The organism is Ruegeria sp. CDSA221 (assembly GCF_059611825.1).
In genome coordinates this window covers 143,879-168,399 of sequence record NZ_JBXWPK010000007.1, presented here as the reverse complement: position 1 = coordinate 168,399, position 24,521 = coordinate 143,879, and the positions used below count along the sequence as shown (strand labels likewise).

The 24,521-nt window shown below is 58.3% G+C and carries 26 protein-coding genes; 15 read left to right on the top strand and 11 right to left on the bottom strand.

Annotated elements, in window-relative coordinates; all coding sequences use genetic code 11:
- Positions 1-208: 208 nt before the first annotated feature.
- A complete protein-coding gene (locus tag AC2FJ5_RS13040; protein ID WP_496692559.1) occupies positions 209-832 on the top strand; it encodes a cytochrome P460 family protein in 624 nt (207 codons plus the stop codon).
- 7 nt (positions 833-839) lie between these two features.
- Here the strand turns inward: AC2FJ5_RS13040 and AC2FJ5_RS13035 are convergent, their stop codons facing one another.
- Complete coding sequence (locus AC2FJ5_RS13035; protein ID WP_281973035.1) at positions 840-1,178, bottom strand: hypothetical protein; 339 nt, start codon at positions 1,176-1,178, stop codon at positions 840-842.
- Positions 1,175-2,095 (bottom strand): DnaJ C-terminal domain-containing protein, encoded by a 921-nt coding sequence (locus tag AC2FJ5_RS13030; protein WP_271949567.1) that lies wholly within the window; start codon positions 2,093-2,095, stop codon positions 1,175-1,177. Before AC2FJ5_RS13030 ends, AC2FJ5_RS13035 begins: the two co-directional genes overlap by 4 nt.
- 160 nt (positions 2,096-2,255) lie before the next feature.
- On the opposite strand from AC2FJ5_RS13030, the gene AC2FJ5_RS13025 reads away from it, so the two are divergent.
- The gene (locus AC2FJ5_RS13025; RefSeq protein ID WP_142637207.1) at positions 2,256-2,639 is read left to right on the top strand and encodes a hypothetical protein; all 384 of its coding nucleotides are present in this window, start codon (positions 2,256-2,258) and stop codon (positions 2,637-2,639) included.
- On the opposite strand, the gene AC2FJ5_RS13020 is transcribed toward AC2FJ5_RS13025, so the two are convergent.
- Positions 2,640-3,740, bottom strand: a complete 1,101-nt coding sequence (locus AC2FJ5_RS13020; RefSeq protein WP_496793595.1) for a cystathionine gamma-lyase — start codon at positions 3,738-3,740, stop codon at positions 2,640-2,642.
- A complete protein-coding gene (locus tag AC2FJ5_RS13015; RefSeq protein WP_496786754.1) occupies positions 3,741-4,583 on the bottom strand; it encodes an LOG family protein in 843 nt (280 codons plus the stop codon).
- Between the two features lie 79 nt (positions 4,584-4,662).
- Here AC2FJ5_RS13015 and AC2FJ5_RS13010 point away from each other — a divergent pair, with 79 nt between their 5' ends.
- Positions 4,663-5,580 (top strand): serine/threonine dehydratase, encoded by a 918-nt coding sequence (locus tag AC2FJ5_RS13010; RefSeq protein WP_496793593.1) that lies wholly within the window; start codon positions 4,663-4,665, stop codon positions 5,578-5,580.
- 108 nt (positions 5,581-5,688) lie between these two features.
- Positions 5,689-6,516, top strand: coding sequence for a 2,3,4,5-tetrahydropyridine-2,6-dicarboxylate N-succinyltransferase (gene dapD, locus AC2FJ5_RS13005; protein WP_271949578.1), 828 nt, complete (start codon positions 5,689-5,691; stop codon positions 6,514-6,516).
- Between the two features lie 65 nt (positions 6,517-6,581).
- Here dapD and AC2FJ5_RS13000 read toward each other — a convergent pair whose 3' ends face one another.
- Positions 6,582-6,917: a cupin domain-containing protein gene (locus AC2FJ5_RS13000; RefSeq protein WP_142637196.1), complete on the bottom strand. Its 336-nt coding sequence runs from the start codon at positions 6,915-6,917 to the stop codon at positions 6,582-6,584.
- 117 nt (positions 6,918-7,034) lie between these two features.
- Here AC2FJ5_RS13000 and AC2FJ5_RS12995 point away from each other — a divergent pair, with 117 nt between their 5' ends.
- Positions 7,035-7,379 (top strand): DUF8846 family protein, encoded by a 345-nt coding sequence (locus AC2FJ5_RS12995; RefSeq protein ID WP_496793592.1) that lies wholly within the window; start codon positions 7,035-7,037, stop codon positions 7,377-7,379.
- On the opposite strand, the gene AC2FJ5_RS12990 is transcribed toward AC2FJ5_RS12995, so the two are convergent.
- Positions 7,376-8,434 carry a transporter substrate-binding domain-containing protein gene (locus AC2FJ5_RS12990; RefSeq protein ID WP_142637194.1) on the bottom strand — a complete coding sequence of 353 codons (1,059 nt, stop codon included), beginning with the start codon at positions 8,432-8,434 and terminating at the stop codon, positions 7,376-7,378. The two genes, AC2FJ5_RS12995 and AC2FJ5_RS12990, sit on opposite strands and share 4 nt — an antisense overlap.
- Positions 8,435-8,642: 208 nt before the next feature.
- Here AC2FJ5_RS12990 and dapE point away from each other — a divergent pair, with 208 nt between their 5' ends.
- The 3 genes from dapE to rnr are packed head-to-tail and all read left to right on the top strand — an operon-like array spanning position 8,643 to position 12,670.
- Positions 8,643-9,782, top strand: a complete 1,140-nt coding sequence (gene dapE, locus AC2FJ5_RS12985; RefSeq protein ID WP_496793591.1) for a succinyl-diaminopimelate desuccinylase — start codon at positions 8,643-8,645, stop codon at positions 9,780-9,782.
- A 3-nt stretch (positions 9,783-9,785) separates the two neighbouring features.
- Positions 9,786-10,361, top strand: a complete 576-nt coding sequence (locus AC2FJ5_RS12980; RefSeq protein WP_496692553.1) for a TIGR04282 family arsenosugar biosynthesis glycosyltransferase — start codon at positions 9,786-9,788, stop codon at positions 10,359-10,361.
- 47 nt (positions 10,362-10,408) lie between these two features.
- Positions 10,409-12,670 carry a ribonuclease R gene (gene rnr / locus AC2FJ5_RS12975; protein WP_496793590.1) on the top strand — a complete coding sequence of 754 codons (2,262 nt, stop codon included), beginning with the start codon at positions 10,409-10,411 and terminating at the stop codon, positions 12,668-12,670.
- A gap of 31 nt (positions 12,671-12,701) precedes the next feature.
- Here the strand turns inward: rnr and AC2FJ5_RS12970 are convergent, their stop codons facing one another.
- Positions 12,702-13,100, bottom strand: a complete 399-nt coding sequence (locus tag AC2FJ5_RS12970; RefSeq protein ID WP_496793589.1) for a DUF1801 domain-containing protein — start codon at positions 13,098-13,100, stop codon at positions 12,702-12,704.
- A complete protein-coding gene (locus AC2FJ5_RS12965) occupies positions 13,097-13,810 on the bottom strand; it encodes a glutathione S-transferase family protein (RefSeq protein WP_496793588.1) in 714 nt (237 codons plus the stop codon). Before AC2FJ5_RS12965 ends, AC2FJ5_RS12970 begins: the two co-directional genes overlap by 4 nt.
- Before the next feature lie 67 nt (positions 13,811-13,877).
- Between AC2FJ5_RS12965 and AC2FJ5_RS12960 the strand changes: the two genes are divergently transcribed.
- Together AC2FJ5_RS12960 and AC2FJ5_RS12955 are read left to right on the top strand one after the other, a co-directional pair.
- Entirely contained in the window at positions 13,878-14,591 is a 714-nt protein-coding gene (locus AC2FJ5_RS12960) for a helix-turn-helix transcriptional regulator (RefSeq protein WP_496793587.1), read from the top strand.
- Positions 14,592-14,653: 62 nt separating this feature from the next.
- Positions 14,654-15,952 (top strand): lytic murein transglycosylase, encoded by a 1,299-nt coding sequence (locus tag AC2FJ5_RS12955; RefSeq protein WP_496793585.1) that lies wholly within the window; start codon positions 14,654-14,656, stop codon positions 15,950-15,952.
- Positions 15,953-16,025: 73 nt separating this feature from the next.
- On the opposite strand, the gene AC2FJ5_RS12950 is transcribed toward AC2FJ5_RS12955, so the two are convergent.
- Positions 16,026-17,423, bottom strand: coding sequence for an aspartate aminotransferase family protein (locus tag AC2FJ5_RS12950; protein WP_496793584.1), 1,398 nt, complete (start codon positions 17,421-17,423; stop codon positions 16,026-16,028).
- Positions 17,424-17,498: 75 nt separating this feature from the next.
- A complete protein-coding gene (locus tag AC2FJ5_RS12945) occupies positions 17,499-18,182 on the bottom strand; it encodes a GntR family transcriptional regulator (protein ID WP_271949594.1) in 684 nt (227 codons plus the stop codon).
- Between the two features lie 141 nt (positions 18,183-18,323).
- Between AC2FJ5_RS12945 and AC2FJ5_RS12940 the strand changes: the two genes are divergently transcribed.
- From AC2FJ5_RS12940 to AC2FJ5_RS12920, 5 genes are all read left to right on the top strand, one after another.
- A complete protein-coding gene (locus AC2FJ5_RS12940) occupies positions 18,324-19,409 on the top strand; it encodes a polyamine ABC transporter substrate-binding protein (RefSeq protein WP_142637176.1) in 1,086 nt (361 codons plus the stop codon).
- A 69-nt stretch (positions 19,410-19,478) separates the two neighbouring features.
- Positions 19,479-20,606: an ABC transporter ATP-binding protein gene (locus AC2FJ5_RS12935; protein ID WP_496697546.1), complete on the top strand. Its 1,128-nt coding sequence runs from the start codon at positions 19,479-19,481 to the stop codon at positions 20,604-20,606.
- Positions 20,606-21,496 carry an ABC transporter permease subunit gene (locus AC2FJ5_RS12930; RefSeq protein WP_496793582.1) on the top strand — a complete coding sequence of 297 codons (891 nt, stop codon included), beginning with the start codon at positions 20,606-20,608 and terminating at the stop codon, positions 21,494-21,496. Before AC2FJ5_RS12935 ends, AC2FJ5_RS12930 begins: the two co-directional genes overlap by 1 nt.
- Complete coding sequence (locus AC2FJ5_RS12925; RefSeq protein ID WP_142637169.1) at positions 21,493-22,311, top strand: ABC transporter permease; 819 nt, start codon at positions 21,493-21,495, stop codon at positions 22,309-22,311. The genes AC2FJ5_RS12930 and AC2FJ5_RS12925 overlap by 4 nt, the downstream gene beginning before the upstream one ends.
- Entirely contained in the window at positions 22,308-23,609 is a 1,302-nt protein-coding gene (locus tag AC2FJ5_RS12920; RefSeq protein ID WP_496793581.1) for an NAD(P)/FAD-dependent oxidoreductase, read from the top strand. Before AC2FJ5_RS12925 ends, AC2FJ5_RS12920 begins: the two co-directional genes overlap by 4 nt.
- 3 nt (positions 23,610-23,612) lie before the next feature.
- On the opposite strand, the gene AC2FJ5_RS12915 is transcribed toward AC2FJ5_RS12920, so the two are convergent.
- Positions 23,613-24,482, bottom strand: coding sequence for a phosphotransferase family protein (locus AC2FJ5_RS12915; protein ID WP_496793580.1), 870 nt, complete (start codon positions 24,480-24,482; stop codon positions 23,613-23,615).
- Positions 24,483-24,521 lie beyond the last annotated feature (39 nt).

Here is a 24,521-nt window from a genome sequence, read left to right as displayed (position 1 = left end):
TCACAAAATTAATTTTTGGGGCGCTGTCTATCGAATGCAAAATTTGATATGTTTCATTGGCTAGGTGTGGATGCACCAGGCTCACTTGCGCACAATAGGGTGAGTTCGGTGGCTGGCATGTGGCAAATTCGTTCACGGCGGCTACCTTGTATTTCAGCTCCGTGTGCCGATTGCGGCATAACAGGTTACGAGTTGGGTTATCTCTATGATGTTTCGATTGAAAATCCCGTACTTTAGTTTTGTTTTAGTTTTGGCTTGTGCGGCCGTCGCCGTAACTGATGCTGTTGCGCAGTCAAATGATGAGGATGCTCATCTGGCTATCGAAAATCCGGCTGATCTGACCAAGGACGACGCGCGTGAAATTTATGACTCGTTGCAGCGCCGGATGGCACGCGGCTATGCCGCAGCGCAGTTGGATCTGCTTCTGAATTACCAAAACTGGCCGCTGTACAACGATGCGCCCTATATATCTGAAACCCATGGTCGGCGATTTGTGAACAGCTATGCAAACCGGATGGCGTATAATTATGCAACCCTGACGGAAGGCGAAAAGCTTCCGGTGGGGTCTGTGCTGGCCAAGGACAGCGTGACCGTTACGGATGAGGGGAAAAGCCATCCCGGCGCGATGTTCGTCATGCAGAAACTGGCCGAGGGCGCCAACCCTGCTACGGCTGACTGGCGCTATATCATGGTCATGCCGGATGGGTCATTGTTTGGGGACACGATGGGGGATCGCGCCAACGCAGTTGCGTATTGCCACGATTGCCACGAGGCGGTTGCCGACCGAGATTACACATTCTTTGTTCCCGAAGAGTATCTGGTCGACAATTAGGCCGCTCTCACCCAAATCTCGCGGTGCCGATCACTTTGATCAGTTGCTGACGAACCGGATCTGGCTGCGCTGCGACGGCGTTCAGGACCTCTCGAAGTTCTGCGCGCAACCCATGCATCTGGTCGATCAGGGAAATCATCATCGACACTGCGTCTGCCTCCATTTCGTATTGGTCGTGCAACTCGCAGGCCAACTCCAGCCGGGCAACGTCGAGGCTGTGATAGACCAATCCGCGATCTGTTTGTTCGGGGATCACGATTTCGGCGGCCAGATATTCTGTCAATCGGGTCGAAGTCAGCCGGGCTACGGCAGTGATCAGTTCCTCTTCGGTCAGGGTGCGGGTCATGACGGCATTCCTTTGCGTGGGTCATAGCGGTGGGTTTCTCGCCATGAATCCATAAATTGCCTCAACTCATCATCGATTTGATCGGGCATTGAAATGGTCAGCTCGATCAACTGGTCGCCCCGTTCGGCCGAGCCGCGCTTCTTGACGCCCTTACCCCGCAGGCGCAGGGTTCTGCCGCTGCTGGTTCCGGCCGGAACGGTCACGTTTACGCCCCCATCGATCGTGGGCGCCGCCACTTTGCCGCCCAGCACCGCCTCATCAATCGTGATGGGCAGCGTGATGTGAATGTCATTTCCCTGACGGTCGAATACCGGATGATCCGCGACTGATACTGTCACCAGCGCATCGCCGCGCGGCCCCTCACCATAGCCAGCGGCACCCTTGCCCCGCAGGCGAATGGTCTGACCGCTTGTGATCCCTGCGGGTATCTTGACTTCGATCCGGTCCCCATCCGGCAGGGTCAGCTTCTGGCTGGCGCCGAATACCGCATCCAGAAAGCTGATCTGAAGCGTGAAGTTCAGATTGTGGCCGGGCGCGTGAAACTCGCGGCCGCCTTGCCCACCAAATCCGCCGCGACCCCGCATGAATTCGGCAAATATATCCGACATGTCGTCCGGGTCCGTCGCCTGCCCGCGATAGGGGTTGCCGGCGGCTTCGGCGTAATCGCGATAGTATTGCTGTTGCGGGCGTTCCTGTCCCGAGGCATCAATCTCACCATTGTCATAGCGTTTGCGCGTCTCAGGATCTTTCAACAGATCATAGGCCGCGGCGGCGGCCTTGAACTTGGCTTCGGCCTCGGCGTCCCCGGGTTTCAAGTCCGGATGGCATTCCTTGGCAATACGCCGATACGCTTTTTTGATTTCAGCGTCGCTGGCATCTTTGGCCACGCCAAGTGCGGCATAGGGATCGTCGCTCATCTCACCTCTCATGGATGGGGGAAGGGCTGATCATGATGAAGGTATTTTATCACGTGATTTCAACAGGTCAAAAAGAACCGGTGGCTAAATTGGTTCGCAAGTTTCGCAATCTCTGATACTATCAGGCTGTTTCATATTATTCATTGACGGAGATCAGCCGATGACGCGCAGACTTAAATCGGTTCTGGCCCTGCTGGCGGGCAATGCCATTGGGTTAATGTTGGCCGCTTTGCTACTGACCGGTTTTGCAATCAAGCCGATTTCATTCATCGTTGTGGTGATCGTCTTCACGCTGGTGCAGGTGGTGGCCGAGCCGCTGATCCTGAAGTTGGGTGAGAAAAGGGCGCCTTCGTTGAAAGGCGGGATCGCGTTGATCGTGACCTTTGTCGGCCTGCTTGTGACCGATCTGGTGACCAATGGGCTGACGGTTGGCGGAATTTCCAACCTGCTGGCTGCGACACTGCTGGTCTGGCTGGGCGCGCTGATTGCCAGCGTCGTGCTGCCGATCTACGTGTTCACCGAGCTGCGCACGCCCAAAAAGTAATTACAGTGCGTTCAGGCTGGCATCGATTGCCTGCCAAAGCTCAACCACCGGCTCGCATCCCACCGACAGACGGACAAAAGCGGGGTCAACGTCGTCGCCCCAACGGGCGCGGCGCTCGGCCGAGCTATGGACGCCGCCAAAAGACGTCGCAGGGCGCAGCATTGGACAGGTGTTGATGAAGGTTTCGGCCTTGGCCTGGGTTTCCAACGTGATCGAAAGAAGGAATCCGAACCGCGTGGTCTGAGCCTGTGCCAAGGTGTAGGATGGGTCATCTGGCAGGCCGGGATAGCGGATGTCTTTCACAGACGGATGCGCCGCCAACCGTTCTGCCAACACCTGGGCCGAGCTGCACATCCGGTCAAACCGAACATCCAGTGTTTCCAGCCCACGATGCAGCAACCAAGCCTCGTGCGGACCGGGGATCGCGCCAGAGACACGCCGCCATTCCTCGACCCGCTCCATGACATCTGTATTGCGGCTGGCCACATGGCCCATCAGCAGATCGGAATGCCCACCCATGGCCTTGGTGTCCGAGGACACGACGATATCTACGCCCATATCCAAAGGACGCTGGCCCAGTGGTGTCATGGTTGTGTTGTCAGCAATGGTGATCCCACCAGCTGCGCGCACGGACGACGCGATGGCTGGCAGGTCCATCATATCCAGACCAGGGTTCGAGGGGCTTTCGACAAAGACCACATCGATGCCGTCGAACCCGCCTTCGGAAAAGGCGGTTGTCGGGCGTTCTGTCACGATGACACCCAGACCAGACAGAAATCGGTCGGCCAGCACGCGAGTGACGTAATAGCCATCCGACGGGATCAGGATGCGCGACCCGGCTTTGACCGTGGCAAACAACGCGGCCGAGATCGCCGCCATGCCCGACGGGAAAGCCAGGCAGGGGGCGTCTTCAAGATGGGCGAGAACCTGTTCCAGATGTTCCCAGGTTGGGTTGTTGACGCGACCGTAGAAATCATGCCCGTCCGGTGCGCCGGGCAGGTGAAACATACTGCTTTGGGTCAGGGGCAGGGCCACGGGCTCGCCCTTGGTCAGTGCGTTGCCCCGCAGATGCAGCATTTCGCCGGTCTTGCGCCCCATCATTTAGCGCCCCGGTATTTCGTCACGGGGCGGGGTGGGTTCCCATTTATCGATTATGTCGACCGCCTCTTGCGCGGTATCGACGAACCGGAACAGGTCCAGATCCTCGTCCGAGATGGTGCCGGCGTCGGCCAGCGCCTCCCAGTTGATGACCTTTTCCCAGAACGCGCGACCGAATAGCAGGAAGGGCACACGCTCCATACGGCCGGTTTGAATCAGGGTCAGGGACTCGAACAGCTCATCCATGGTGCCAAAGCCGCCGGGGAAGATGGTGATGGCGCGGGCGCGCATCAGGAAATGCATCTTGCGGATGGCGAAATAGTGGAAGTTAAAGCTGAGCTCGGGCGTAACGTACAGGTTCGGTGCCTGTTCATGCGGCAGCACAATGTTCAGGCCGATGGAACAGCCGTTCGCATCCTGCGCGCCGCGGTTACCAGCCTCCATCACGCCGGGGCCACCGCCGGTGACGATCACATTTTCGCGCCCGCCGGTCTCGTTCGATTTCACGGTCATCAAACGGGCGAACTCACGCGCCTCGTCGTAATATTCCGACAGCCCGGCCAGCGTTTGTGTCCGCGCGGTGTGTTTCTGTGACGGCTCAGGGATACGCGCGCCGCCGAACATGACGATGGTCGAGGTGATCTCACGCTCGGTCATGATCATCTCGGGCTTGAGCAGTTCCAGCTGCAGGCGCACCGGGCGCAACTCGTCCCGGCACAGGAAATCCTCATCGGCAAAGGCAAGGCGATAGGCGGGTGAGCGGGTTTGCGGGGTGTCGGGTACCTCGCTTGCGGTCGAACGGTCGGTCTGCGCGTCGCGAAACGGGCTGAGGCGGTCTTCTCTCATGGGGTAACGATCCCTGCTTGCGTGTTTTCCAAACAGCTATAGGGTTCGGGCGCAGAGTGCCAGTCACGGAAAGATGAGAATGAATTGGAAGAGCGAAATACTGGCGGCACAGCACCGCATAAGTGGCTATGCGCAGGTGACGCCAGTGGTGGAAAGCCGTGCCCTGGGGCTGGATTTTCCGGTGGAAATGAAGCTGGAGCATATGCAGCACACCGGCAGTTTCAAAGCGCGCGGGGCGTTTAACACTCTGATCAGTTCGGATGTGCCCGAGGCCGGGGTTGTGGCCGCATCGGGCGGCAATCATGGCGCAGCCGCAGCCTATGCGGCACAGGCGCTAGGCTATCCGGCCAAGATTTTTGTCCCGGAACTGGCAGGGCCGTCCAAGATTGCGCTGATTGAACAGGCAGGCGCAGATCTGAGCGTGGTGCCGGGAGAATATGCCAACGCTCTTGCTGCGGCGCAGGCGTATGAGGATGCGTCGGGCGCGATGCAGATTCACGCCTATGACGCCCCCGCTACGGTCGCCGGGCAGGGAACCTGCTTTGCCGAATGGGAGGCACAGGGCCTGAAAGCGGATACCGTATTGATCGCGGTGGGCGGTGGCGGTCTGATCGCCGGGGCGCTGGCCTGGCTGCAAGGCACGCGCAAGGTCGTGGCGGTTGAGCCGGAAACCTCCTGCGCGCTGAATGCAGCCCTGCAGGCGGGAGAACCGGTGGATGTGTCCGTCTCGGGCATTGCGGCAAATGCGCTGGGCGCGCGGCGGATCGGCTCGATTTGTTTCGATCTGGCACAGGGCGTGCAATCAGTTCTGGTCAGTGATGAGGCCATCGCGCAGGCGCAGAAGGTCCTGTGGCGGGCGCATCGGATTCTGGTGGAACCGGCAGGCGCAACCGCCTTGGCTGCGCTGCTTTCGGGGGCTTACACGCCAGAGCCGGGCGAACGGGTGGCGGTGCTGATCTGTGGTGGAAACATCTCACCGGACCCTCTGAACGGCTGAAACCGGAACAAACAGCCGCAAAGCGCGCGCTCAGCGTCGCATTGCAGCCAGTCCGTCGCTTGCGTATAGGCAACACAAGCGTGAACAGAATCTGCAGGGAGCCGCCAAATGTCCAACGCGCAACTGGAAGCCGCCATCGAAGCCGCCTGGGAGGCGCGAGATGCCATCACCCCCGCCACCACCGGCGAGACACGCGAAGCGATCGAAGATACGCTGAACGCGCTGGACAGCGGGTCGCTGCGGGTCGCGGAAAAGCAAGACAGCGGCGACTGGCATGTGAACCAGTGGGCGAAAAAAGCGGTTCTGCTGGGCTTTCGCATCAAGGATATGGAAATCCAGACCGGCGGCGCTCAGGACGGCGGCTGGTGGGACAAGGTGGACAGCAAGTTCGCGGGTTGGGGTGAAAACCAATGGCGGGCCGCTGGCTTTCGCGCGGTGCCGAATTGCGTCGTTCGCAAATCCGCCTTTATTGCGCCCGGCGTGGTTCTGATGCCGTCATTTGTGAACCTGGGTGCCTATGTGGACGAGGGCACAATGGTTGATACTTGGGCCACCGTCGGTTCATGCGCACAGATCGGCAAGAACGTCCATCTGTCGGGCGGTGTTGGGATCGGCGGCGTTCTGGAACCGATGCAGGCGGGTCCGACCATCATCGAAGACAACTGCTTTATCGGCGCCCGGTCCGAAGTGGTCGAAGGCTGCATCGTGCGCGAAGGCTCGGTTCTGGGCATGGGCGTGTTCATCGGCAAATCGACCAAGATCGTCGACCGCGAAACCGGCGAGGTCACCTATGGTGAAGTTCCGCCCTATTCGGTGGTTGTTGCGGGCTCGATGCCGTCCAAGAACAACATCAACCTCTACTGCGCCGTGATCGTGAAACGGGTGGATGAAAAGACCCGCTCGAAAACCGGGATCAACGAGCTGCTGCGCGACTAATACTGGGCGCGGATCAAACAAGGGGGCTGCAGCGCGATCCGCTGCGGCCCTTTTTTTGTTATCGCTTACCCTTTGACCGGATAGCGGTCCGGTTCTTCGAACACATCAATGACGCGCGACCCGGCTTTGATCTTGCCGCCATGCTCCACTCCTGCGGGGATCGAATAGCTGTCACCGGGGCCATAGCTCTTGGTTTCATCGCCAATGGTCAGCTCAATCTCACCTTCGACCACAGTTCCCCATTGTGCCAGATGGGAATGAAGGGGCAGTTCGAAATCCTGAAGAAAGGTAAAAAACGCCACCAGCCCCGCGTCTGATCTGATCACGGCCGTTTGCACCACATCTTCGGGGAAGGGCACGTCGAGGCTTGGGAATCCTGTGATGAAATCCGGATAAGTCATGGCAACGTCCTTTTGTGATCGGTGTCAGGTTACTGCGGGCACTATGGCGGCACAGGCGATCCACTGCAATTCCCCGGCTGCTTGACCGCAGGCAGGTGCGCGGCTATGGCCCCTTGCATGGAAAAGCAAAAGAAACCTTCGCGTCAGCAGGTCTATACCCTGCTTGTGCAGATCGGTCGCAAGGATGGCGATGGCCTGCCCGACGGCGCAACCGGGGCGGCATTGATGTGTTTTGCCAGCGGCGTCGACGAGGCCGAGGCCGTGCGCGAAACGGTGGCGATCCTGAAACAGGCAGATACCGCGCCTTTGGATGTCACAGGCTATGGCACTTTGGTCGAACGTGAGGCGCAAGGTCACGAGATCGACCCGGATGAACGGGCCCTAATGCAGCGCGCACTGGATGAAAATGCAGTGATCGTGGCGCAGATGACCCCGTTTTTCGGGGATGAAGAGACGGCTTAGTTCCGCGCCCCAAACCACTTGCGATAAATCTCGTCATAGGTGCCGTCTTCGCGCAGCGCCAGCAGCGCCTGGTTGACGTCTTCGACCAGCGGGGACCCGGTAGGGAAGGCAATACCGTAATTCTCGCGCAGGAATATACCGCCTGTCATCGAGGCGATCCGGCGTCCTTCATGGGCGGCGAAATAGGACAGGATCGGCGCGTCGAACACTATGGCGTCCAGTTCCTCGTTGCGAAAGGCTTCAAGCATGGGGTCGAGCCCATCATAGTTGGTAAACTCGATCTCGCGGCGGTTCAGAAAGTTAGCAGCGGTTGAATTCGAGATTGTTCCGACCTCTTTGCCGTAAAGGTCATTTATCGAATTCACGCTGCCACTGATTGCATCCACTGTCATGACCGAGGTGATCCGCGCAGTGAAGACCGAGACGATAAACAGCGAAGATACAACCAGCACTACACCCAGAATTCGACCAAATGGCGTGCGCGGCATTCGTTCCTCAAACCCGCCATTGACCACCAGGTTCAAGGCCCACCAGAATGAGGGGAACCAGGCCTCGTCTAGCTTGCGGTCGAAATAGGGCTGCGAGCGGCGCTCGAACACCCACATCAGCATGCCGCCGCCAAGAAGGATTGCAAAGGCGAGCCCGATAGCAATAAACAATTCGCGCGACAGTAACGCATGTAGCAGTGACGGGCGGCGCACCGCGTCCGATGGCACCATGATCTGCAAACCAGCCTCGAAAATCGGCTGGCTGAAGTCCATCTGCGTTTCTCGCGAGGCAGTGATCGAGATATTGGCGATGGCCAGATCGGCGGATCTGTTCTGCACTGCGCCCAGCATGTCGCCAAAGGCGTCGGAACGCTGGATGGAATAGTCCCAATTCAGGGATTCAGCCAACGCCTCAAGCAGGTCCATCGAGAATCCGGTTTGGGCTCCATCTTCGACAAAAGAAAACGGAGGCCGTGTCACGGTCGAAACCGTCAGCGTCTGGGCCTGGCTTTGCTGGCCGAGAACGGCGAAAGTCAGGCAGATCAATGCGAAAAGAGCACGTGTCATCGTAAAATCACCTGTTTCGCGGCCCTCTAGCGCATATTCGAACCGGCAGACAAGGCAATCGCAGCGTAAGGCCCCATGTTTTCCGGGGGTGTCAGTTCGATACAAGGTGGAAAAAGCCCGCGGTTTCTGGCCTGTTGGGGTTGGCAATCGGGCCAATTCGTTGAATCTGTGCACGAACCTGAAAGAAATTTTATGAAAAGGGCCCACCATGACAGATCCGATTGCGTTGACGGCCGACCTGATCCGTTGCCCATCGGTCACACCTGAAGAAGGCGGTGCCCTTGTCCTGCTGCAGGATGTCCTGTCACAGGCGGGGTTTGATTGTACCCGTGTTGATCGCGCCGGCATCAGCAATCTGTTTGCGCGATGGGGTGCAAAAGGTCACGCCCGAAGCTTTGGGTTCAACGGTCACACCGATGTTGTTCCGGTGGGCGACGAGGCCGCTTGGACCACACCGCCTTTCGGGGCAGAAATCCGGGAAGGGTTCATGTATGGGCGCGGGACCACTGACATGAAATCGGGTGTGGCGGCCTTTGCAGCGGCGGCAGTGGATTTTGTACGCGACACGCCGCCCGACGGGGCCATCATCCTGACGATCACGGGTGACGAAGAGGCTGATGCGCTGCATGGCACCACCGCCCTGCTTGACCATATGGATCAATGCGGCGAGCGGATGAGCGTCTGCCTGGTCGGTGAACCCACCTGCCCGAACAGGATGGGTGAAATGATGAAGATTGGCCGTCGCGGCTCGATGACCGCCTGGTTTACCGTAACAGGTGTGCAGGGCCATTCGGCCTATCCGCACCGGGCAAAGAACCCACTACCCGCTATGGCCCGGCTGATGGACAGGCTGGCCAGTCACGAGTTGGACCAGGGCACCGACCATTTCGATGCCTCGACGCTGGCGGTTGTGGCGATCGACACCGGCAATTCCGCCACAAATGTCATCCCGGCACAGTGCAGCGGGGCGGTGAACATCCGGTTCAACGACCTGCATTCCGGCGCCAGCCTCAGTGATTGGCTGCAAGCGCAGGCGCGCGATGTGGCCACCGCGTTTGGTGTCGAAATTGACGTGCGTATCAAGATATCGGGCGAAAGCTTTCTGACCCCTCCTGGCCCCCTGTCGGAATTGGTGGCCAAAGCGGTTGCGGCTGAAACCGGGGTCACGCCCGAGATGTCGACAACCGGGGGTACTTCGGACGCGCGTTTCGTCAAGGATCATTGTCCGGTTGTCGAATTTGGTTTGGTCGGCAAAACCATGCATCAGGTGGATGAATGCGTTGAGGTGGCGCAGATTGAACAGCTCAAGTCAGTCTATACCCGTATTTTGGCCGACTATTTTTCCTGATTCATGCAGCGCACCCTGGTGATCATGGTGAAAGAACCGCGCCCGGGCCGTGTCAAAACCCGGTTGGGGCGCGATATCGGTATGGTCGGTGCGGCGTGGTGGTTTCGCCATCAGACCCGGTCGCTGATCCGGCGTCTGCGCGATCCGCGTTGGCAGATCGTGCTTGCGGTCTCGCCGGATCGCGAAGGGCTGACCAGCCGCATCTGGCCCGCCGACCTGCCGCGTGCGCCACAGGGTCGAGGGGATCTGGGCGATCGTATGGGGCGGATGCTGCGGGAAATGCCAACAGGGCCAGTCTGTCTGATCGGTGCGGATATCCCGGGGGTTGCACGGGAGCATATCGCGCGCGCGTTCCGGGCATTGGGGCGCAACCAGATGGTGTTTGGTCCGGCCCCGGATGGCGGATATTGGCTGGTCGGGGCGCAACGCATTGGTGCCCTGCCGCACAGCCTGTTTCAAAACGTGCGCTGGTCGACGGAACATGCGCTGGCCGACACGCTGGCCTCGATCCCCGGATGCCGGGTGGCGATGCTGGATCAGCTGCGCGATGTCGATACGGTTGCCGATCTGCGAGCCTGACCCTTTTTGGTCATGACGCCGCCGCATCTCCGTGATAGGCCGAAATCATGACTCGCATCCCTACCAAGCAAGAGGTCCTCGACTGGATCTCGGCGAACCCCACCCTGACCTCGAAACGCGACATTGCTAAAGCCTTTGGCATCAAGGGCGCGGATCGGATCGACCTGAAACGGATCCTCAAGGAACTTGAGGCCGAAGGTCATCTTGAAAAGCGCAATCGCAACTATCGTGACCCGGATCGTCTGCCGCCTGTCAGCGTGCTGCAGGTGAAGGCCCCGAACGCCGATGGTGATCTGTTCGCACGGCCCTTGGAGTGGCATGGCGAAGGGGTCGAGCCGGTTGTTCTGATGATCACCCGCGCCAGTGACCCGGCGCTGGGTGAAGGCGACCGCATTCTGGCCCGTCTGACCGTGGTGCATGAGGAAGACCATAATTACGAGGCCCGCCTGATCCGCCGGATCGGAACCAACCCGCGCAAGATCGTCGGTATCTTCCGCAAAGGGACCGAGGGCGGACGGATCGTGCCCATCGACAAGGCCGGACAGAACGAGTGGCTGGTCAATGAAGGTGCCGTATTGGGTGCAAAAGACGGTGAGTTGGTCGAGGCCGAACAGGCCGGACCCAAAACCCGCATGGGCCTGCCACGTGCCCGCATTGTCGAACGGCTGGGCGACCCGTCGGCCCCCAAGGCCGTGTCGCTGATCGCCATTCATCAGCATGGCATTCCCGATGACTTCCCCGACACAGTGATTGCAGAGGCCGACAAGGCCAAACCCGCTGGTCTGAAAGGGCGCGAAGACCTGCGCGATATGCCGCTGCTGACCATCGACCCCTCGGATGCGCGCGATCATGATGACGCCTGTTATGCGCATGCGGATGAGGATCCGAAGAATCCCGGTGGATATGTCATCTGGGTCGCTATTGCCGATGTTGCCGCCTATGTGCAGCCCGGTACGGCGCTAGATCGCGAGGCGCGCAAACGGGGCAACTCCAGCTACTTCCCCGACCGCGTGGTTCCGATGCTGCCGGATCGGCTGTCCGGTGATTTGTGTTCGTTGCACGAAGGCGTCCCGCGCGCGTGTATCGCCGTGCGGATGCAGATCGACGCCGAGGGCTACAAGATCGGCCACCGATTCGTGCGAGGGCTTATGCGCTCCGCCGCCTCGCTGCATTATGCCGAGGTGCAGGAGGCCATCGATGGCGCCCCCAATGACCGCACCGGGCCGCTGTTAGAGACCGTACTGAAGCCGCTCTATGCTGCTTATGCTGCACTGAAAAAGGCGCGGGCTGTGCGGCAACCGCTGGAACTGGACCTGCCGGAACGCAAGATTATCCTGAGCGATACGGGCGACGTTCAAAGCGTGGCGTTCCGCGACCGTCTGGACGCGCATAAGCTGATCGAAGAGTTCATGATCCTCGCCAATGTCGCTGCGGCTGAAACCCTGATCGCTAAGCGCCGCCCGCTGCTGTTCCGTGTCCACGAAGAACCGGCACCTGAGAAGCTGGAAAGCCTGCGGGAAACGGCTCAGGCGGCGGGGTTGAATTTGGCCAAGGGGCAGGTGTTGCAGACCCGCCACCTGAACGCACTGCTGAATGCGGCTGCGGGCACCGAGGATGCAGAGTTGATCAACCTGACCACCCTGCGGTCGATGGCGCAGGCCTATTACAACGCTGAAAATTTCGGCCATTTCGGGCTGGCGCTGCGGAATTACGCGCATTTCACCTCGCCCATCCGGCGCTATGCCGACCTGATCGTGCACCGCGCGCTGATCTCGGCCCATGGCTGGGGCACCGATGGGCTGACCGAGGATGAGATCGCCCGGCTGGACGAAACTGCCACTCATATCTCGGATACCGAACGCCGCTCGATGATGGCGGAACGAGATACGACCGACCGGTATCTGGCGGCTTATCTGAGCGAGCGTGTTGGGACCGAGTTCTCGGGTCGGATCAGTGGTATCGCCCGGTTTGGGGCTTTCGTGAAAATGGACGAGACCGGCGCGGACGGTCTGGTACCGGTGCGATCCTTGGGGCGCGAGTTCTTCCATTTCGACCGCGAGGCCGGAACCCTGATGGGGTCGGACACCGGGCTGATCATAGCCATCGGCCAACGCGTCACCGTGCGTCTGACCGAGGCGACACCTGTGACGGGCGGGCTGGAGTTGGAGCTGTTGTCGATCGACGATCAGGCCCTGCCGACGGGGCGCGGAGGGGCATCCAAGCGCCCAACGCGACGCAAGGCAGTCAGCACCAAGCGCAAGAAGGACAAGATCAAACGCAAGGTGGAACGCAAACGCCGTCAGAAGTGAATTCGCATCTCGGGAACAAGGCGCATGTAAGTCAGCCTTTTGCGGGAAGGTGATAGGTCAACGCGCGGGCTATCAGCCAGCCATGGCGGGTGGCGTCGATCTGATCCGGATTATCAAACAGAACTGCCCGGTTGCCGTCTATCCGATCTTCGCCCGGAAAGGCCGAGGTGAAATCGCCCATCAACCGGCTTTGGCAATGCACGAACAGGGCAAAGCGGGCCGCTTTGTGCCCGCCCAATCGGATCGTGGATCCCTTGGGCGCCAGATAGGCGGGCTGCCCCCAGCGCAATGCCTCTTGCAACGGCTGCGCGCGGGGCAACGAAGTGGCGGTTTCCAGGATCAACTGACGCAGCGCAAGCGCCCCGGCACGTGTGCCTTCGGGCAGGGCTTGATAGGCCGCTGCCACTGCGGGATCGTCAAATTGTGTCATGACAGCGGTATCGCCTGCTCCATCCGGTCTATGTAGTCGCTTAACAGCTTATCCTGTTTGATCCGCCGGGTCAGCGGTGTATTGGCCGGCGTCGCGCGCATCGCGGCAAGCATGGGGGCCACGCTCATATCCACCGAGGTCGGGGTTTCTCCCATCAAATAGGTCGACTGCCATAGATAGGCCGAGATCGCCTCAAGATCGCGTTCCAGCCTGTCCTGACGTTCGGCGGCTGAAAACCGCGAAACACCCTGAAACCCCAACCCTTTAACAACGTTCTTGCGGATAGAATTGGCAACCGGTTTGCGGATCAGGGTGGGGATGCCTGTGAAAAAGGTCTTGTACAGGGTTGGCCAGACTTCGTCATTCGCCCAACGGTCCTGAACGATCTGAAAATACAAATGTTCCTCAGCCAGGCGGATCAGAGCACGAGATTGGGCTTTTTGCAGATCGCTCAGCCCGTGATCAAAATCACTACCTTGCGTCTCAAGCCAGTCGCGGATCAGGTCGCTGTCGGGGATCAGACGCTGCGGCGTGCGCAGAACCGGCAGCTTCTGATGCGGCATCTTGCGCGGATCAAGGAGGTCAGATCGCTGCCAGCGTTGGCCCGATGTTTGCAGCATTAGTGCCGTCTTCACGCAAAACGGGCTGGCGCTGAACAGGCCAAAGGCAGAGGGGTAGGTCAAAAGGGTCAGCATCTTGGGCTCCATCATGGGTATAGGTGATGGGTATGCCGAGCTAATGACAATTTCTGTCATTAGAGATAAAGTAACCTGCATTATGACCCGCACCGCCCGTTTGTTCCAATTAATGCAATCCTTGCGCTCTGGCCCGTCGCCAAGAACGTCGATTGAGCTGGCTCAGGATCTGGGCGTTTCGCCGCGCACGATTCACCGAGACATCGATTCATTGCGCAGCCTCGGCGCCGTGATCGACGGAGAGGCGGGGTTCGGGTTCACCCTGATCGAGGACGCCACCCTGCCACCGCTTGGCTTCACCGATGATGAGCTTGAGGCCCTGGTGCTTGGCCTGCGCGAGGTACAATCCATTGGTGATCCCGGCCTCTCTGAGGCTGCCAGCGAAGTTCTGCGCAAGCTGCAGGGTCGTTTGCCACCGCGCCAGTCTCAGCGCCTCAGCCATGCGGTGCTGACCGCCACACGGTTTGACCGGCCGCCGAAACCAACGGTGGATGTCGCTGAACTGCGGCGGGCCACCTGGGACGAACAGACGATCGAATTTTCCTATTGGGATGCCAAAGGCGACGAGACCCATCGCTGCGTAAATCCGTTGAGCATCGTTTACATGGACCGCGCCAGCGTGCTGATCAGCTGGTGCCTGTTGCGGCAGGATTTCCGCGTGTTTCGGTTGGATCGCATGCAAGAGATGCAGATTACCGGGGCCTCGTTCCGGCCCAATCGGGTCCCCCTGCTGCGCGAAGCTCTGAACCGGCTGCGGTCCGAGCGAGAGGCGAGAGACCGCGACTCGGAAAGCTGAGCGCTTTGAGATTTGCCGTTTTTGCGCTATCCTGTGGTTGAGCAGTTATCAGGAAATTCGGAATGCGTAGATGCGTAAGCGGCGTTATGACCGCAGCATTATGGGCATCCATCGTACAGGCGGAGTCCATCAAAAGCCCGGAAGGGCCACAGCCGATACAATTGGCGTCGGCTGATCTTACAGTCTCAATCCGACCGGTCGTCCGACCATCGGAGGAGATGTATCGCGTGTCAGAAGAAAGAAGCGCCCGGTTTCAGGCGTGGCTTGGTGATTTTCGGACGCGGGCACAGGCCCAGGGTATCTTGCCCGGCACTCTGGATCACGCGCTAGCGGGGCTGGCCTATGACAAGGATATTATCAAGCGCGATCGCAATCAGGCCGAGTTTACCAAGCCGATATGGGACTATCTGGATGCGGCCGTTTCTGATCGGCGCGTCGCAGACGGTCGCGCGGGGTTGGAACGCCATGCCGCAGTGCTGACCCGGATTGAAGCGCAATATGGGGTCGAAAAAGAGGTCGTGACCGCGATTTGGGGGCTTGAGACATCTTTCGGCACATTTCGGGGGTCGGATCAGACGATCCGTTCGCTTGCGACGCTGGCCTTTGATGCCCGACGGGCTGAGTTCTTTGAAACGCAACTGATTGCCGCCTTGCGGATCATTCAGGCAGGCGATGTCAGCCCCGCAACGATGGTCGGAAGTTGGGCCGGAGCAATGGGGCATACGCAATTCATGCCGACCTCGTTTCTGGATCACGCCGTGGATTTCGACGGTGACGGGCGGCGGGATATATGGACGGATGACCCGACCGATGCGCTGGCCTCGGCAGCGGCCTATCTGGCGCGTCATGGGTGGACCAAGGGACAGCCATGGGGTGTTGAAGTGCGCCTGCCCGCCGGGTTCGATTTTGCAGCCGCGAGACGCGATTACACACTGCTGCCGTCAGACTGGTCGGCACTGGGCGTGGTTGCGTGGGATGGACAGCCCGTTGCGGATCATGGTCAGGCAGCGATCTTGTTGCCAGCGGGTGGTGAAGGCGTTGCATTGATGGTCTTCGATAATTTCCGCGTGATCGAGCAATACAACGGTGCAGATGCCTATGTGATCGGCATTGGGCATTTGTCCGACCGTCTGGCGGGCCGCGCGGCGTTTCAGGCCGAGTGGCCTCGGGGTGATCGGGTGTTGAGCTTTTCTGAGAAGAAGGAATTACAGCTCCGGCTGACCGAGGCAGGGTTTGACACACGGGGGATCGACGGGCGCACCGGCCCGAATACCACTGAGGCGGTTCGGGCCTATCAACTGGCGCAGGGGCTTGTGCCGGACGGCTATGCGTCCGCGCCGCTGTTAGAGCGGTTGAGGTAGGGGAGGGGGCTCTGCCCCCGTCGCCTGACGGCGCCTCCCCCGAGGTATTTTCAGCCAGATGAAGCTGCGCGGGTCAGGAGGCCGCTTTCATCAGGCCCTGTGCAATGATCTCGGCCTGTGCCTCGTCCAGCGATTTGTGGATGCGTACGAGCATCTCATCAATTTCCGCGGGTGTTAGAACCAGCGGAGGAGAGATGATCATCCGGTCGCCTACATGGCGCATCACCAGGTTGTTGGCAAAGCACCGATCGCGACAGATATAGCCGACAGTGCCCGGATCGGACGCGAATTTGGCACGGCTGGCCTTGTCCGGTGTCAACGCGATTGACGCCATCATGCCGACAATCTTGGCTTCGCCCACAAGCGGGTGATCGGCCAGCGCTTCCCATTTTTTCTTCAGATAGGGGGCGGCTACGTCGCGGACATGCTCGACGATCTTTTCTTCTTCAAGGATGCGCAGGTTTTCCAGTGCCACGGCTGCAGCGACCGGATGGCCGGAATAGGTGTAGCCGTGATTGAACTCGGTTCCGCCAATGACCTCGGCAATCTCGTCACTCACGATGGACCCGCCAATAGGCGCATAGCCCGAGCTGAGCCCCTTTGCGATGGTCATGATATCGGGGCGAATGCCGACGGTTTGAGACCCAAACCAGTTGCCTGTGCGACCAAAACCGCAGATGACCTCATCCGCAATCAGCAGGATATCGTATTTGTCACAGATGCGCTGAATTTCAGGCCAGTAGGTATCCGGTGCAACAATCACGCCACCTGCGCCCTGTACGGGTTCGGCGATAAAGGCTGCGACGCGGTTTTCGCCAAGTTCCTCAATCGCCTCTTCCAACTCACGCGCGCGGGCCAGGCCGAATTCTTCGGGAGACATGCTACCACCTTCAGCCCACCAGTTTGGTTGGTTGATATGGTGGATATTCGGGATCGGGATTCCACCCTGCGCGTGCATCCCTGCCATGCCGCCCAACGACGCCGAGCCGACCGAAGAGCCATGATAGGCGTTATGTCGGCTGATGATGATGTTCTTGTCGGGCTGGCCTTTTTCGGCCCAATAGGTCCGAACCAGACGGATGTTTGTGTCATTCGCCTCAGACCCGCCGGCTGCAAAGAACACATGGTTCAGATCGCCCGGCGCAAGTTCCGCGATCTTCGCGGCCAGCGCGATGGCAGGGACGTGGGTCGTTTTGAAAAAGGTATTGTAATACGGCAGTTCGCGCATCTGGCGGGCTGCGACCTCGGCCAGTTCATCGCGACCATAGCCGATATTGACACACCACAGGCCCGCCATTGCATCGAGTATTTCTTCACCCTCGCTGTCCGTAAGGTAGACGCCCTTCGCACGGGTGATCACACGCGCGCCTTCTTTCCCTAGGGCGCCATTGGCCGAAAAAGGGTGCATGTGGTGGGCGGCGTCCAAGGCCTGCAGCTGGGCCGTGGGCAAATGGTTTGTGATGGTCGACATCGGAAAATCTCCTGCAAGAGCGATTGGCAGCTACAATATGATCAAATTTTTTCCTGTCAATCGAATCGGACAGATCTAAGCGTTGACTAAGGCGTCTGCCATCAGCTCCATGCCCTGTTCGATATCTTGTGCGGTTGCTTTTGCTGCCATATCCGCGTCCTGATTGCGCAACGCCGAAATGATATCCTTGTGGCGGTCCGGCAGGCTCTGAGTGCCGAATCTACCGCATACAACGCGCAAAGACGGCCCGAATCTAAGCCACAGGCGCTCGGCCAGATCATTGAGAATCGGGGCGTTTGCATGGCCGTAAAGCGTTTCGTGAAACCGGTGGTTGAGGCGCAGATAGCCGCTGACGTCTCCGTCGCTGATAGTGCGATCCAGACGTTGGTCGATCTGCTCAAGATGATCAATGTCCTGAGGTGTCACATTCGCAGTTGCACGCCTCGAAAGCTCTGATTCTATTTTGATTCTTGAATAAATCATCTGTTCGACGTCGCCGTCGGTCAGAAGAGGAACACTCACTCGGCGGTTGCCCTGAAACACCAGAGCACCATCGGATATCAGGCGTCTGATAGCCTCCCGCACAGGGGTCATTCCAACACCCAACGAATCAGTGAGACCCTGGATCGTGACGGGTTGCCCCGGCACCAATTCACCGTACATGATTTGTGATCTGAGGGTATTATAGACCTGTTCATGCGCAGGTCGTTTTTCACGCGCACCGTCAGTGCTGGATGCCTTATTTTTGATCAAATCCAAGTGGTTTGCCCTGTTTCCCGCTATGTTGACTTGTCAGGTTTCTGACCTCGTGAAACCATACGACGGATCGTGCGAAAACGCAAAACTTGATCAAATCCAAAAAAACGGGAAAATAGCGCGTACACTTGCAGGGAGAATAATATGACAATCAAAACGCTGACCATGACAGCGGTCATCGCATTGGGGACTTCGGCGGCCTTCGCTGAAGAGGTGCGTGTTTACAACTGGTCCGACTATATCGACGAAGAGCTTCTGACAAAGTTCGAGGAAGATACCGGTCTGACTCTGATTTATGATGTTTTTGACAGCAACGAGGTATTGGAGACCAAGATGCTGGCCGGTGGATCAGGCTATGACGTGGTGGTGCCTTCGGGTACTTTCCTTCAGCGTCAGATCCAGGCTGGAGCCTTTCAGGCGCTTGACGCTGCACAGCTGTCGAATTCAGGCAATCTGTGGGATGTGATTCAGGAACGTACTGCCGGGTATGATCCGGACAACGCCTATTCAATCAACTACATGTGGGGCACAACCGGGCTTGGTGTAAATGTTGGAAAAGTGCAGGAAGCGTTGGGCGAGGATGTTGCGCTGAACAGCATGGATCTGGTTCTGAAACCCGAGAATATGGAGAAACTTGCATCCTGCGGCGTACATTTCCTGGATGCTCCGGCAGAAATCATTCCGATGGTTCTGCAATATCTGGGTGAAGACCCGGACAGCCATGACAAAGATGTCATTGGCAAGGCCGAGGCGGTTTTGACCAGCGTTCGACCACACATTCAGAAGTTCCACAGCTCGGAATATATCAACGCATTGGCCAATGGCGACATCTGTGTCGCCGTGGGGTGGTCGGGTGATATCCTGCAGGCCCGCGATCGTGCGGCCGAAGCCGATAATGGTGTTGAAATTGAGTACCATCCCTTTGCTGAAGGGTCGTTGATGTGGTTCGACCAGATGGCGATTCCGGCTGATGCTCCGAACCCGGAGGGTGCGCATAAATTCCTGAATTTCATTCTGGATGCCAACAATATGGCTGCGGCCTCGAACTATGTTTACTACGCCAATGGCAACAAGGCTTCGCAAGAATTTCTTGAGGAAGACGTGATCGGTGATCCGGCCATCTATCCGGATGATGCGACCATGCAAAACCTCTATATCACGACGCCTTACCCGTCGAAGATACAGCGGGTCGTGACCCGTTTGTGGACCAAGATCAAATCGGGCACCTGATCCGGCTTGTTTCAGCAGGGCGGACCAACCGCCCTGCCATTCTTTTCAGATTGCCGAACGGGGGCCGTTTTGAATTCTACTGTTTTTGTGCCGTGGGAAGACCCACAGGCGAAACCTCTGATCCAGTTCCAGAATGTCACCAAACGGTTTGGTGAGTTCACGGCCATCGACAATCTGTCCTTGGATATATTTGAGAAAGAATTCTTTGCTCTGCTAGGGCCCTCGGGCTGCGGCAAGACCACGATGATGCGAATGTTGGCCGGGTTTGAAAAACCGACCGAAGGGCATATTCTGCTGGGCGGGCAGGATATAGATCCCATTCCGCCGAACAAACGGGCGGTGAACATGATGTTCCAATCCTACGCGCTGTTTCCGCATCTATCTATCTGGGAAAATATCGCCTTTGGTCTGCGTCGGGACAATATGCCAAAGCATGATCTTATGGATCGTGTCGAAGAGATGTTGCGCCTGACCCGGCTTGAACAATTCGCCCGTCGCAAACCGCACCAGATCTCGGGTGGTCAGCGTCAGCGCGTGGCGCTTGCGCGATCCCTGGCCAAAGCGCCGAAGCTGCTGTTGCTGGACGAACCATTGGGGGCGCTGGATAAGAAACTGCGACAGGATACGCAGTTCGAGTTGATGGATATTCAGGAAAAGACCGGCACCACCTTTGTGATCGTGACCCATGATCAGGAAGAGGCGATGACCGTGGCCAGCCGGGTTGCGGTAATGGATCAGGGTAATCTGATACAAGTGGCGACACCCGACCGGATTTATGAGAATCCCAGTTCGGTCTATGTGGCCGATTTCATTGGCGACGTGAACATCATCCAGGGCCGAGCCGCGGCAAGCGCCGATGAGACCTATCAGATTGACTGGGCTGAAGGTCAGGCACCTTTGACTGCGTCCTCGACCACAGAGTTTTCGAACGGCCAGCTCTGTCATCTGGCGATCCGCCCCGAGAAGGTGACGATCTCGGTTGATCGTCCAGCGGATGCAATCAACGCAGTGCAGGGCAAGGTGCTTGACATTGCCTATCTGGGCAATCTGTCCACTTATCACGTCGAACTGAATAACGGCACGATTATCAAGGCGCAGACGGCAAATACCCGTCGCATTTCGCGTCGTTCCTTTACATGGGAAGACCCGGTCTGGCTGTCCTGGACAGCCACCGCCGCGGTTCTGTTGGCGGATTGATGCGCCGCGCCCTTCTGATCGCCGTCCCGTATGTCTGGCTTTTGGCGCTGTTTCTGGTGCCATTTTTCATCGTTCTGAAAATTTCGCTTTCGGACACGGACCTGGCCATCCCGCCTTACACGCCGACACTGGATTTATCTCAGGGCTGGGCCGGGCTCAGGGATTTCTTCAGCCAGCTGGATTTTGAGAATTTCGTCTGGCTAACCGAAGATGACCTGTATTGGAAAGCTTACCTGTCCAGTGTCAAAATCGCGTTGATTTCAACTATACTGACTTTGCTGGTGGGGTATCCTATCGCGTATGGCATGGCCCGCGCACCGGCTGAGTGGCGCCCGACGTTGATGATGCTGGTTATCCTGCCGTTCTGGACGTCGTTCCTGATCCGGGTCTATGCTTGGATGGGTATTCTCAGCAACGAAGGTTACCTGAACCAACTGCTGCTGTGGACGGGCATCATCTCGACCCCGCTGACCATTCTGAACACCAACACAGCTGTCTATATCGGTATCGTCTATACCTATCTGCCCTTCATGATTTTGCCGATCTATTCCGCGCTTGAACGAATGGACGAGTCGCTGATCGAGGCCGCAGAGGATTTGGGCTGTTCGCGTATTCAAGCCTTCTGGCTGATAACGATCCCCTTGTCACGCCCGGGTATCATCGCGGGTTGTTTCCTGGTGATGATTCCGGTGATCGGCGAATTTGTGATCCCATCATTGCTCGGAGGATCCGGGACATTGATGATCGGCAAAGTGTTGTGGGAGGAGTTCTTCTCGAACCGAGACTGGCCGGTGGCCGGTGCCGTGGCAGTTGTGCTGTTGCTGATCCTTGTGATTCCCATCGTGCTGTTCCAGCGCAACCAGCAGAAACAGACGGAGGCTGAGCAATGAACAGGTTAAGCTGGTTCAACGTCGTCTCGTTGACGCTTGGTTTCGCGTTTCTCTATATCCCGATGCTCATTTTGATCATCTTCTCTTTTAACGAAAGCAAACTGGTCACGGTTTGGGCTGGGTTTTCGACCAAATGGTATGGTGAGTTGGTCCAGAACGAAGCGTTTCTTGATGCTGCCTGGGTCACCTTGCGGGTTGCAGTATTCTCGTCGACCCTGGCTACCATTCTGGGTACGGCGGCGGCTTATGTGCTGGTACGCGGTGGGCGGTTCTTTGGCCGGACTCTGTTTTCGGGCATGATCTATGCGCCTCTTGTGATGCCCGAAGTGATCACTGGCCTGTCGCTTTTGCTGCTGTTCATCGGAATTGGACTGGACCGGGGTATTTTGACCATCGTGCTGGCACATACGACCTTTTCAATGTGCTTCGTGTCGGTTGTTGTATCCTCACGTCTGGTCACGTTTGACCAGTCTCTGGAAGAGGCAGCGTTGGATCTTGGGTGCTCACCCGCACAAGCCTTCCGTCTTGTCACCCTGCCGATCATCGCCCCGGCGGTGATTTCAGGCTGGCTATTGGCTTTTACGCTGTCGCTGGATGATCTGGTGATCGCATCATTCACATCGGGCCCGTCAGCCACGACTCTGCCGATCAAGATTTTCTCAGCTGTGCGGTTGGGCGTCAGCCCTGAAATCAATGCGCTATCCACGATCATGATTGCGGTCGTGACGGTCGGTGTCATAGCAGCATCTTTGGTCACCAAGCGCGCGATGGTCAGGCAGAAACAGGATGAGATGGCGGCAGTGCGTGCGGAATGAATCGCCTGTTCCCTGAGTATACCTATGGATCTGGACCGCGATCAGGGTGCTGGTGGGATGAAACTATCGCAGCACCGGACTGGCCGGTGTTGCAGGATGATCTGAGCGTGGATGTCGCCATCATCGGCGGCGGGTTCACAGGTGTTACAGCCGCGCTTTTCCTGGGGCAGGCAGGCCTATCCGTCGCAGTTCTCGAGGCGGAGACGCCGGGGTGGGGTGCCTCGGGTCGCAATGGTGGGTTTTGCTGTCGAGGTGGGTCAAAGCTGAGCGATCGTGGCATGGCTCGGCGATATGGGGTCGAGGGGGCCGAAAGCTTTGCCCAGGCCGAAGTGGATGCGGTCAATCTTGTCGCCGACCTGCTTGAGGCGCATCAGATCGAAGCGGACGTTCATTCCAAGGGCGAGACCGCCCTGGCCCACACCGCCCGCGCCATGGAGAAATTGCGACGCTCGGCGGATGACGGGGGCTGCTTGCATGAGGCGGCCGACCTGCCCGGGCTCGGGTTGGGAGGTGATTTTTTCGGGGGCTATAGCGTGCCGGTCGGATTTGGTCTGAACCCCCGGAAATACCTGTTTGGCATTGCAAATACGGCCGCTTCCGTTGGGGTCCGATTTTTTCAGAAAACCATGGCCAGAGACATCACCAAATCCAGCGCGAGCTTTGATGTTCGAACCGGGTCAGGGCGGATCAAAGCGTCGAATGTACTGATCTGCACCAACGGATATTCCAGTGAAAACATGCCTGAATGGCTGTCTGGGCGCTATATGCCAGCGCAATCAACCGTTCTGGTGACCCGCCCATTGACCGAGGCTGAGGTGTCGGCGCAGGGCTGGACCTCGGATCAGATGTCTTACGATACACGAAATCTTCTGCACTATTTTCGTCTTATGCCGGATCGACGGTTTCTGTTTGGGATGCGCGGTGGCCTGCGCTCATCACCTAAGGCCGAGGCTGCGATCCGGCAAAAGGTGCAGCGTGATTTCAAGGCCATGTTTCCGGCATGGGCCGATGTGGACGTGACCAATATGTGGTCAGGGATGGTGTGCCTTACCCAGGACCTGACGCCGTTCGCAGGGCCCGTTCCGGGTCAGAATGGGATGTTTGCCGGGCTGGCCTATCATGGAAACGGTGTCGCGATGGGTACCTATTGTGGGCGGGCGCTTAGTCGCATGGTGCTTGGACAGGATGCGGAATTGCCTGAGCCAATGGCCCGACCCCCGCGGCGTTTTCCACTTGGGTCCTGGCGGCGGGCGCTGATGCCGCCAGCCTATGCGTTAATGGCACTGGCCGACCTCTGACATTCACAAAGCGGCCAGTTCCAGCTCGAGCCCTTGTTCATAATCCGGTGCCCCATGTTCTGCGCGCCATAGGCAGTAGGCTGCCATCCTCCACCCGTACCAGCGGCGTAAAGACCGGTAGCGGTTTACGGTTTCCTGCCGGTCATACGCCGAAAGAAAGGACTTTTGCTCGTCAACGGTCAAAACCGCACCTCTGTAAAGATATTGCATGGCGGGTGACAGGAACAGCGCAAGGTCCTCGCAAGGATCACCAACGGCTGGGCATTGCCAGTCAATCAGCGTCAGACCAGAGGATGCGACGAGGATGTTTCCCGCCACCGGGTCGCCGTGAATCAGGCAAGTATGATCCGACCGCAAAATATGATGCTGTGGTTGCATCTTTTCCAGCTGAGCCCGTCGATCCGATGTGCACATCGCCAGAATGCTTTGACCATGTTCGGCCAGATCTGCGCTACCGTTTTTACCGGTGGGTGCGTTCTCTATGTTTGGGTTGAGCGAATGCAGGCGGTGCAGCAACCGGGCCACTGGGGCCGGGTCAGACCGCCAGGGGGTGCCCTGTGCGTGGTCGTAGAACACCCAATATCCGTTGTCATGTTGTCCCGTTGCCCGCAATCGCGGCACAACCCCAGAAGAAGCCAGTGCCCGCAGACAGGCGGCTTCCAATGCGGGATCGTTGTGAAACAATGGGTTTTCTAGGTCCGAGCGGTACAGTTTCAATACTTGATCACTGTCGTCGCCCAGCACCTTCCACACCCGGTTTGTCCTGCCACCATATAGAGTTTCGAACTGTGCCCCAGCGCTGGCAAATCCGAGCCTGACAAGTTGAGCAACAAGGTCGCGCGGTGGGGACAGTATTTGAGGCAGGGAGATCACCAATCAGTCAACGAGTCGGGCATTGCCTTGGTTTCGCCT

What these genes read in the sequence shown, in the direction of transcription:
- AC2FJ5_RS12995 (WP_496793592.1), top strand. Translation starts at nt 7,035, where the DNA reads ATGGAAAAGCAAAAGAAACCTTCGCGTCAGCAGGTCTATACCCTGCTT.
- AC2FJ5_RS13020 (WP_496793595.1), bottom strand. Translation starts at nt 3,740, where the DNA reads ATGATGGGGCGCAAGACCGGCGAAATGCTGCATCTGCGGGGCAACGCA.
- dapE (WP_496793591.1), top strand. Translation starts at nt 8,643, where the DNA reads ATGACAGATCCGATTGCGTTGACGGCCGACCTGATCCGTTGCCCATCG.
- AC2FJ5_RS12980 (WP_496692553.1), top strand. Translation starts at nt 9,786, where the DNA reads ATGCAGCGCACCCTGGTGATCATGGTGAAAGAACCGCGCCCGGGCCGT.
- AC2FJ5_RS13000 (WP_142637196.1), bottom strand. Translation starts at nt 6,917, where the DNA reads ATGACTTATCCGGATTTCATCACAGGATTCCCAAGCCTCGACGTGCCC.
- AC2FJ5_RS12955 (WP_496793585.1), top strand. Translation starts at nt 14,654, where the DNA reads ATGCGTAGATGCGTAAGCGGCGTTATGACCGCAGCATTATGGGCATCC.
- dapD (WP_271949578.1), top strand. Translation starts at nt 5,689, where the DNA reads ATGTCCAACGCGCAACTGGAAGCCGCCATCGAAGCCGCCTGGGAGGCG.
- AC2FJ5_RS13030 (WP_271949567.1), bottom strand. Translation starts at nt 2,095, where the DNA reads ATGAGCGACGATCCCTATGCCGCACTTGGCGTGGCCAAAGATGCCAGC.
- AC2FJ5_RS12965 (WP_496793588.1), bottom strand. Translation starts at nt 13,810, where the DNA reads ATGATGGAGCCCAAGATGCTGACCCTTTTGACCTACCCCTCTGCCTTT.
- AC2FJ5_RS12960 (WP_496793587.1), top strand. Translation starts at nt 13,878, where the DNA reads ATGACCCGCACCGCCCGTTTGTTCCAATTAATGCAATCCTTGCGCTCT.
- rnr (WP_496793590.1), top strand. Translation starts at nt 10,409, where the DNA reads ATGACTCGCATCCCTACCAAGCAAGAGGTCCTCGACTGGATCTCGGCG.
- AC2FJ5_RS13010 (WP_496793593.1), top strand. Translation starts at nt 4,663, where the DNA reads ATGAATTGGAAGAGCGAAATACTGGCGGCACAGCACCGCATAAGTGGC.
- AC2FJ5_RS12925 (WP_142637169.1), top strand. Translation starts at nt 21,493, where the DNA reads ATGAACAGGTTAAGCTGGTTCAACGTCGTCTCGTTGACGCTTGGTTTC.
- AC2FJ5_RS13025 (WP_142637207.1), top strand. Translation starts at nt 2,256, where the DNA reads ATGACGCGCAGACTTAAATCGGTTCTGGCCCTGCTGGCGGGCAATGCC.
- AC2FJ5_RS12940 (WP_142637176.1), top strand. Translation starts at nt 18,324, where the DNA reads ATGACAATCAAAACGCTGACCATGACAGCGGTCATCGCATTGGGGACT.
- AC2FJ5_RS12930 (WP_496793582.1), top strand. Translation starts at nt 20,606, where the DNA reads ATGCGCCGCGCCCTTCTGATCGCCGTCCCGTATGTCTGGCTTTTGGCG.
- AC2FJ5_RS13015 (WP_496786754.1), bottom strand. Translation starts at nt 4,583, where the DNA reads ATGAGAGAAGACCGCCTCAGCCCGTTTCGCGACGCGCAGACCGACCGT.
- AC2FJ5_RS13035 (WP_281973035.1), bottom strand. Translation starts at nt 1,178, where the DNA reads ATGACCCGCACCCTGACCGAAGAGGAACTGATCACTGCCGTAGCCCGG.
- AC2FJ5_RS12950 (WP_496793584.1), bottom strand. Translation starts at nt 17,423, where the DNA reads ATGTCGACCATCACAAACCATTTGCCCACGGCCCAGCTGCAGGCCTTG.
- AC2FJ5_RS12990 (WP_142637194.1), bottom strand. Translation starts at nt 8,434, where the DNA reads ATGACACGTGCTCTTTTCGCATTGATCTGCCTGACTTTCGCCGTTCTC.
- AC2FJ5_RS12920 (WP_496793581.1), top strand. Translation starts at nt 22,308, where the DNA reads ATGAATCGCCTGTTCCCTGAGTATACCTATGGATCTGGACCGCGATCA.
- AC2FJ5_RS12970 (WP_496793589.1), bottom strand. Translation starts at nt 13,100, where the DNA reads ATGACACAATTTGACGATCCCGCAGTGGCAGCGGCCTATCAAGCCCTG.
- AC2FJ5_RS13040 (WP_496692559.1), top strand. Translation starts at nt 209, where the DNA reads ATGTTTCGATTGAAAATCCCGTACTTTAGTTTTGTTTTAGTTTTGGCT.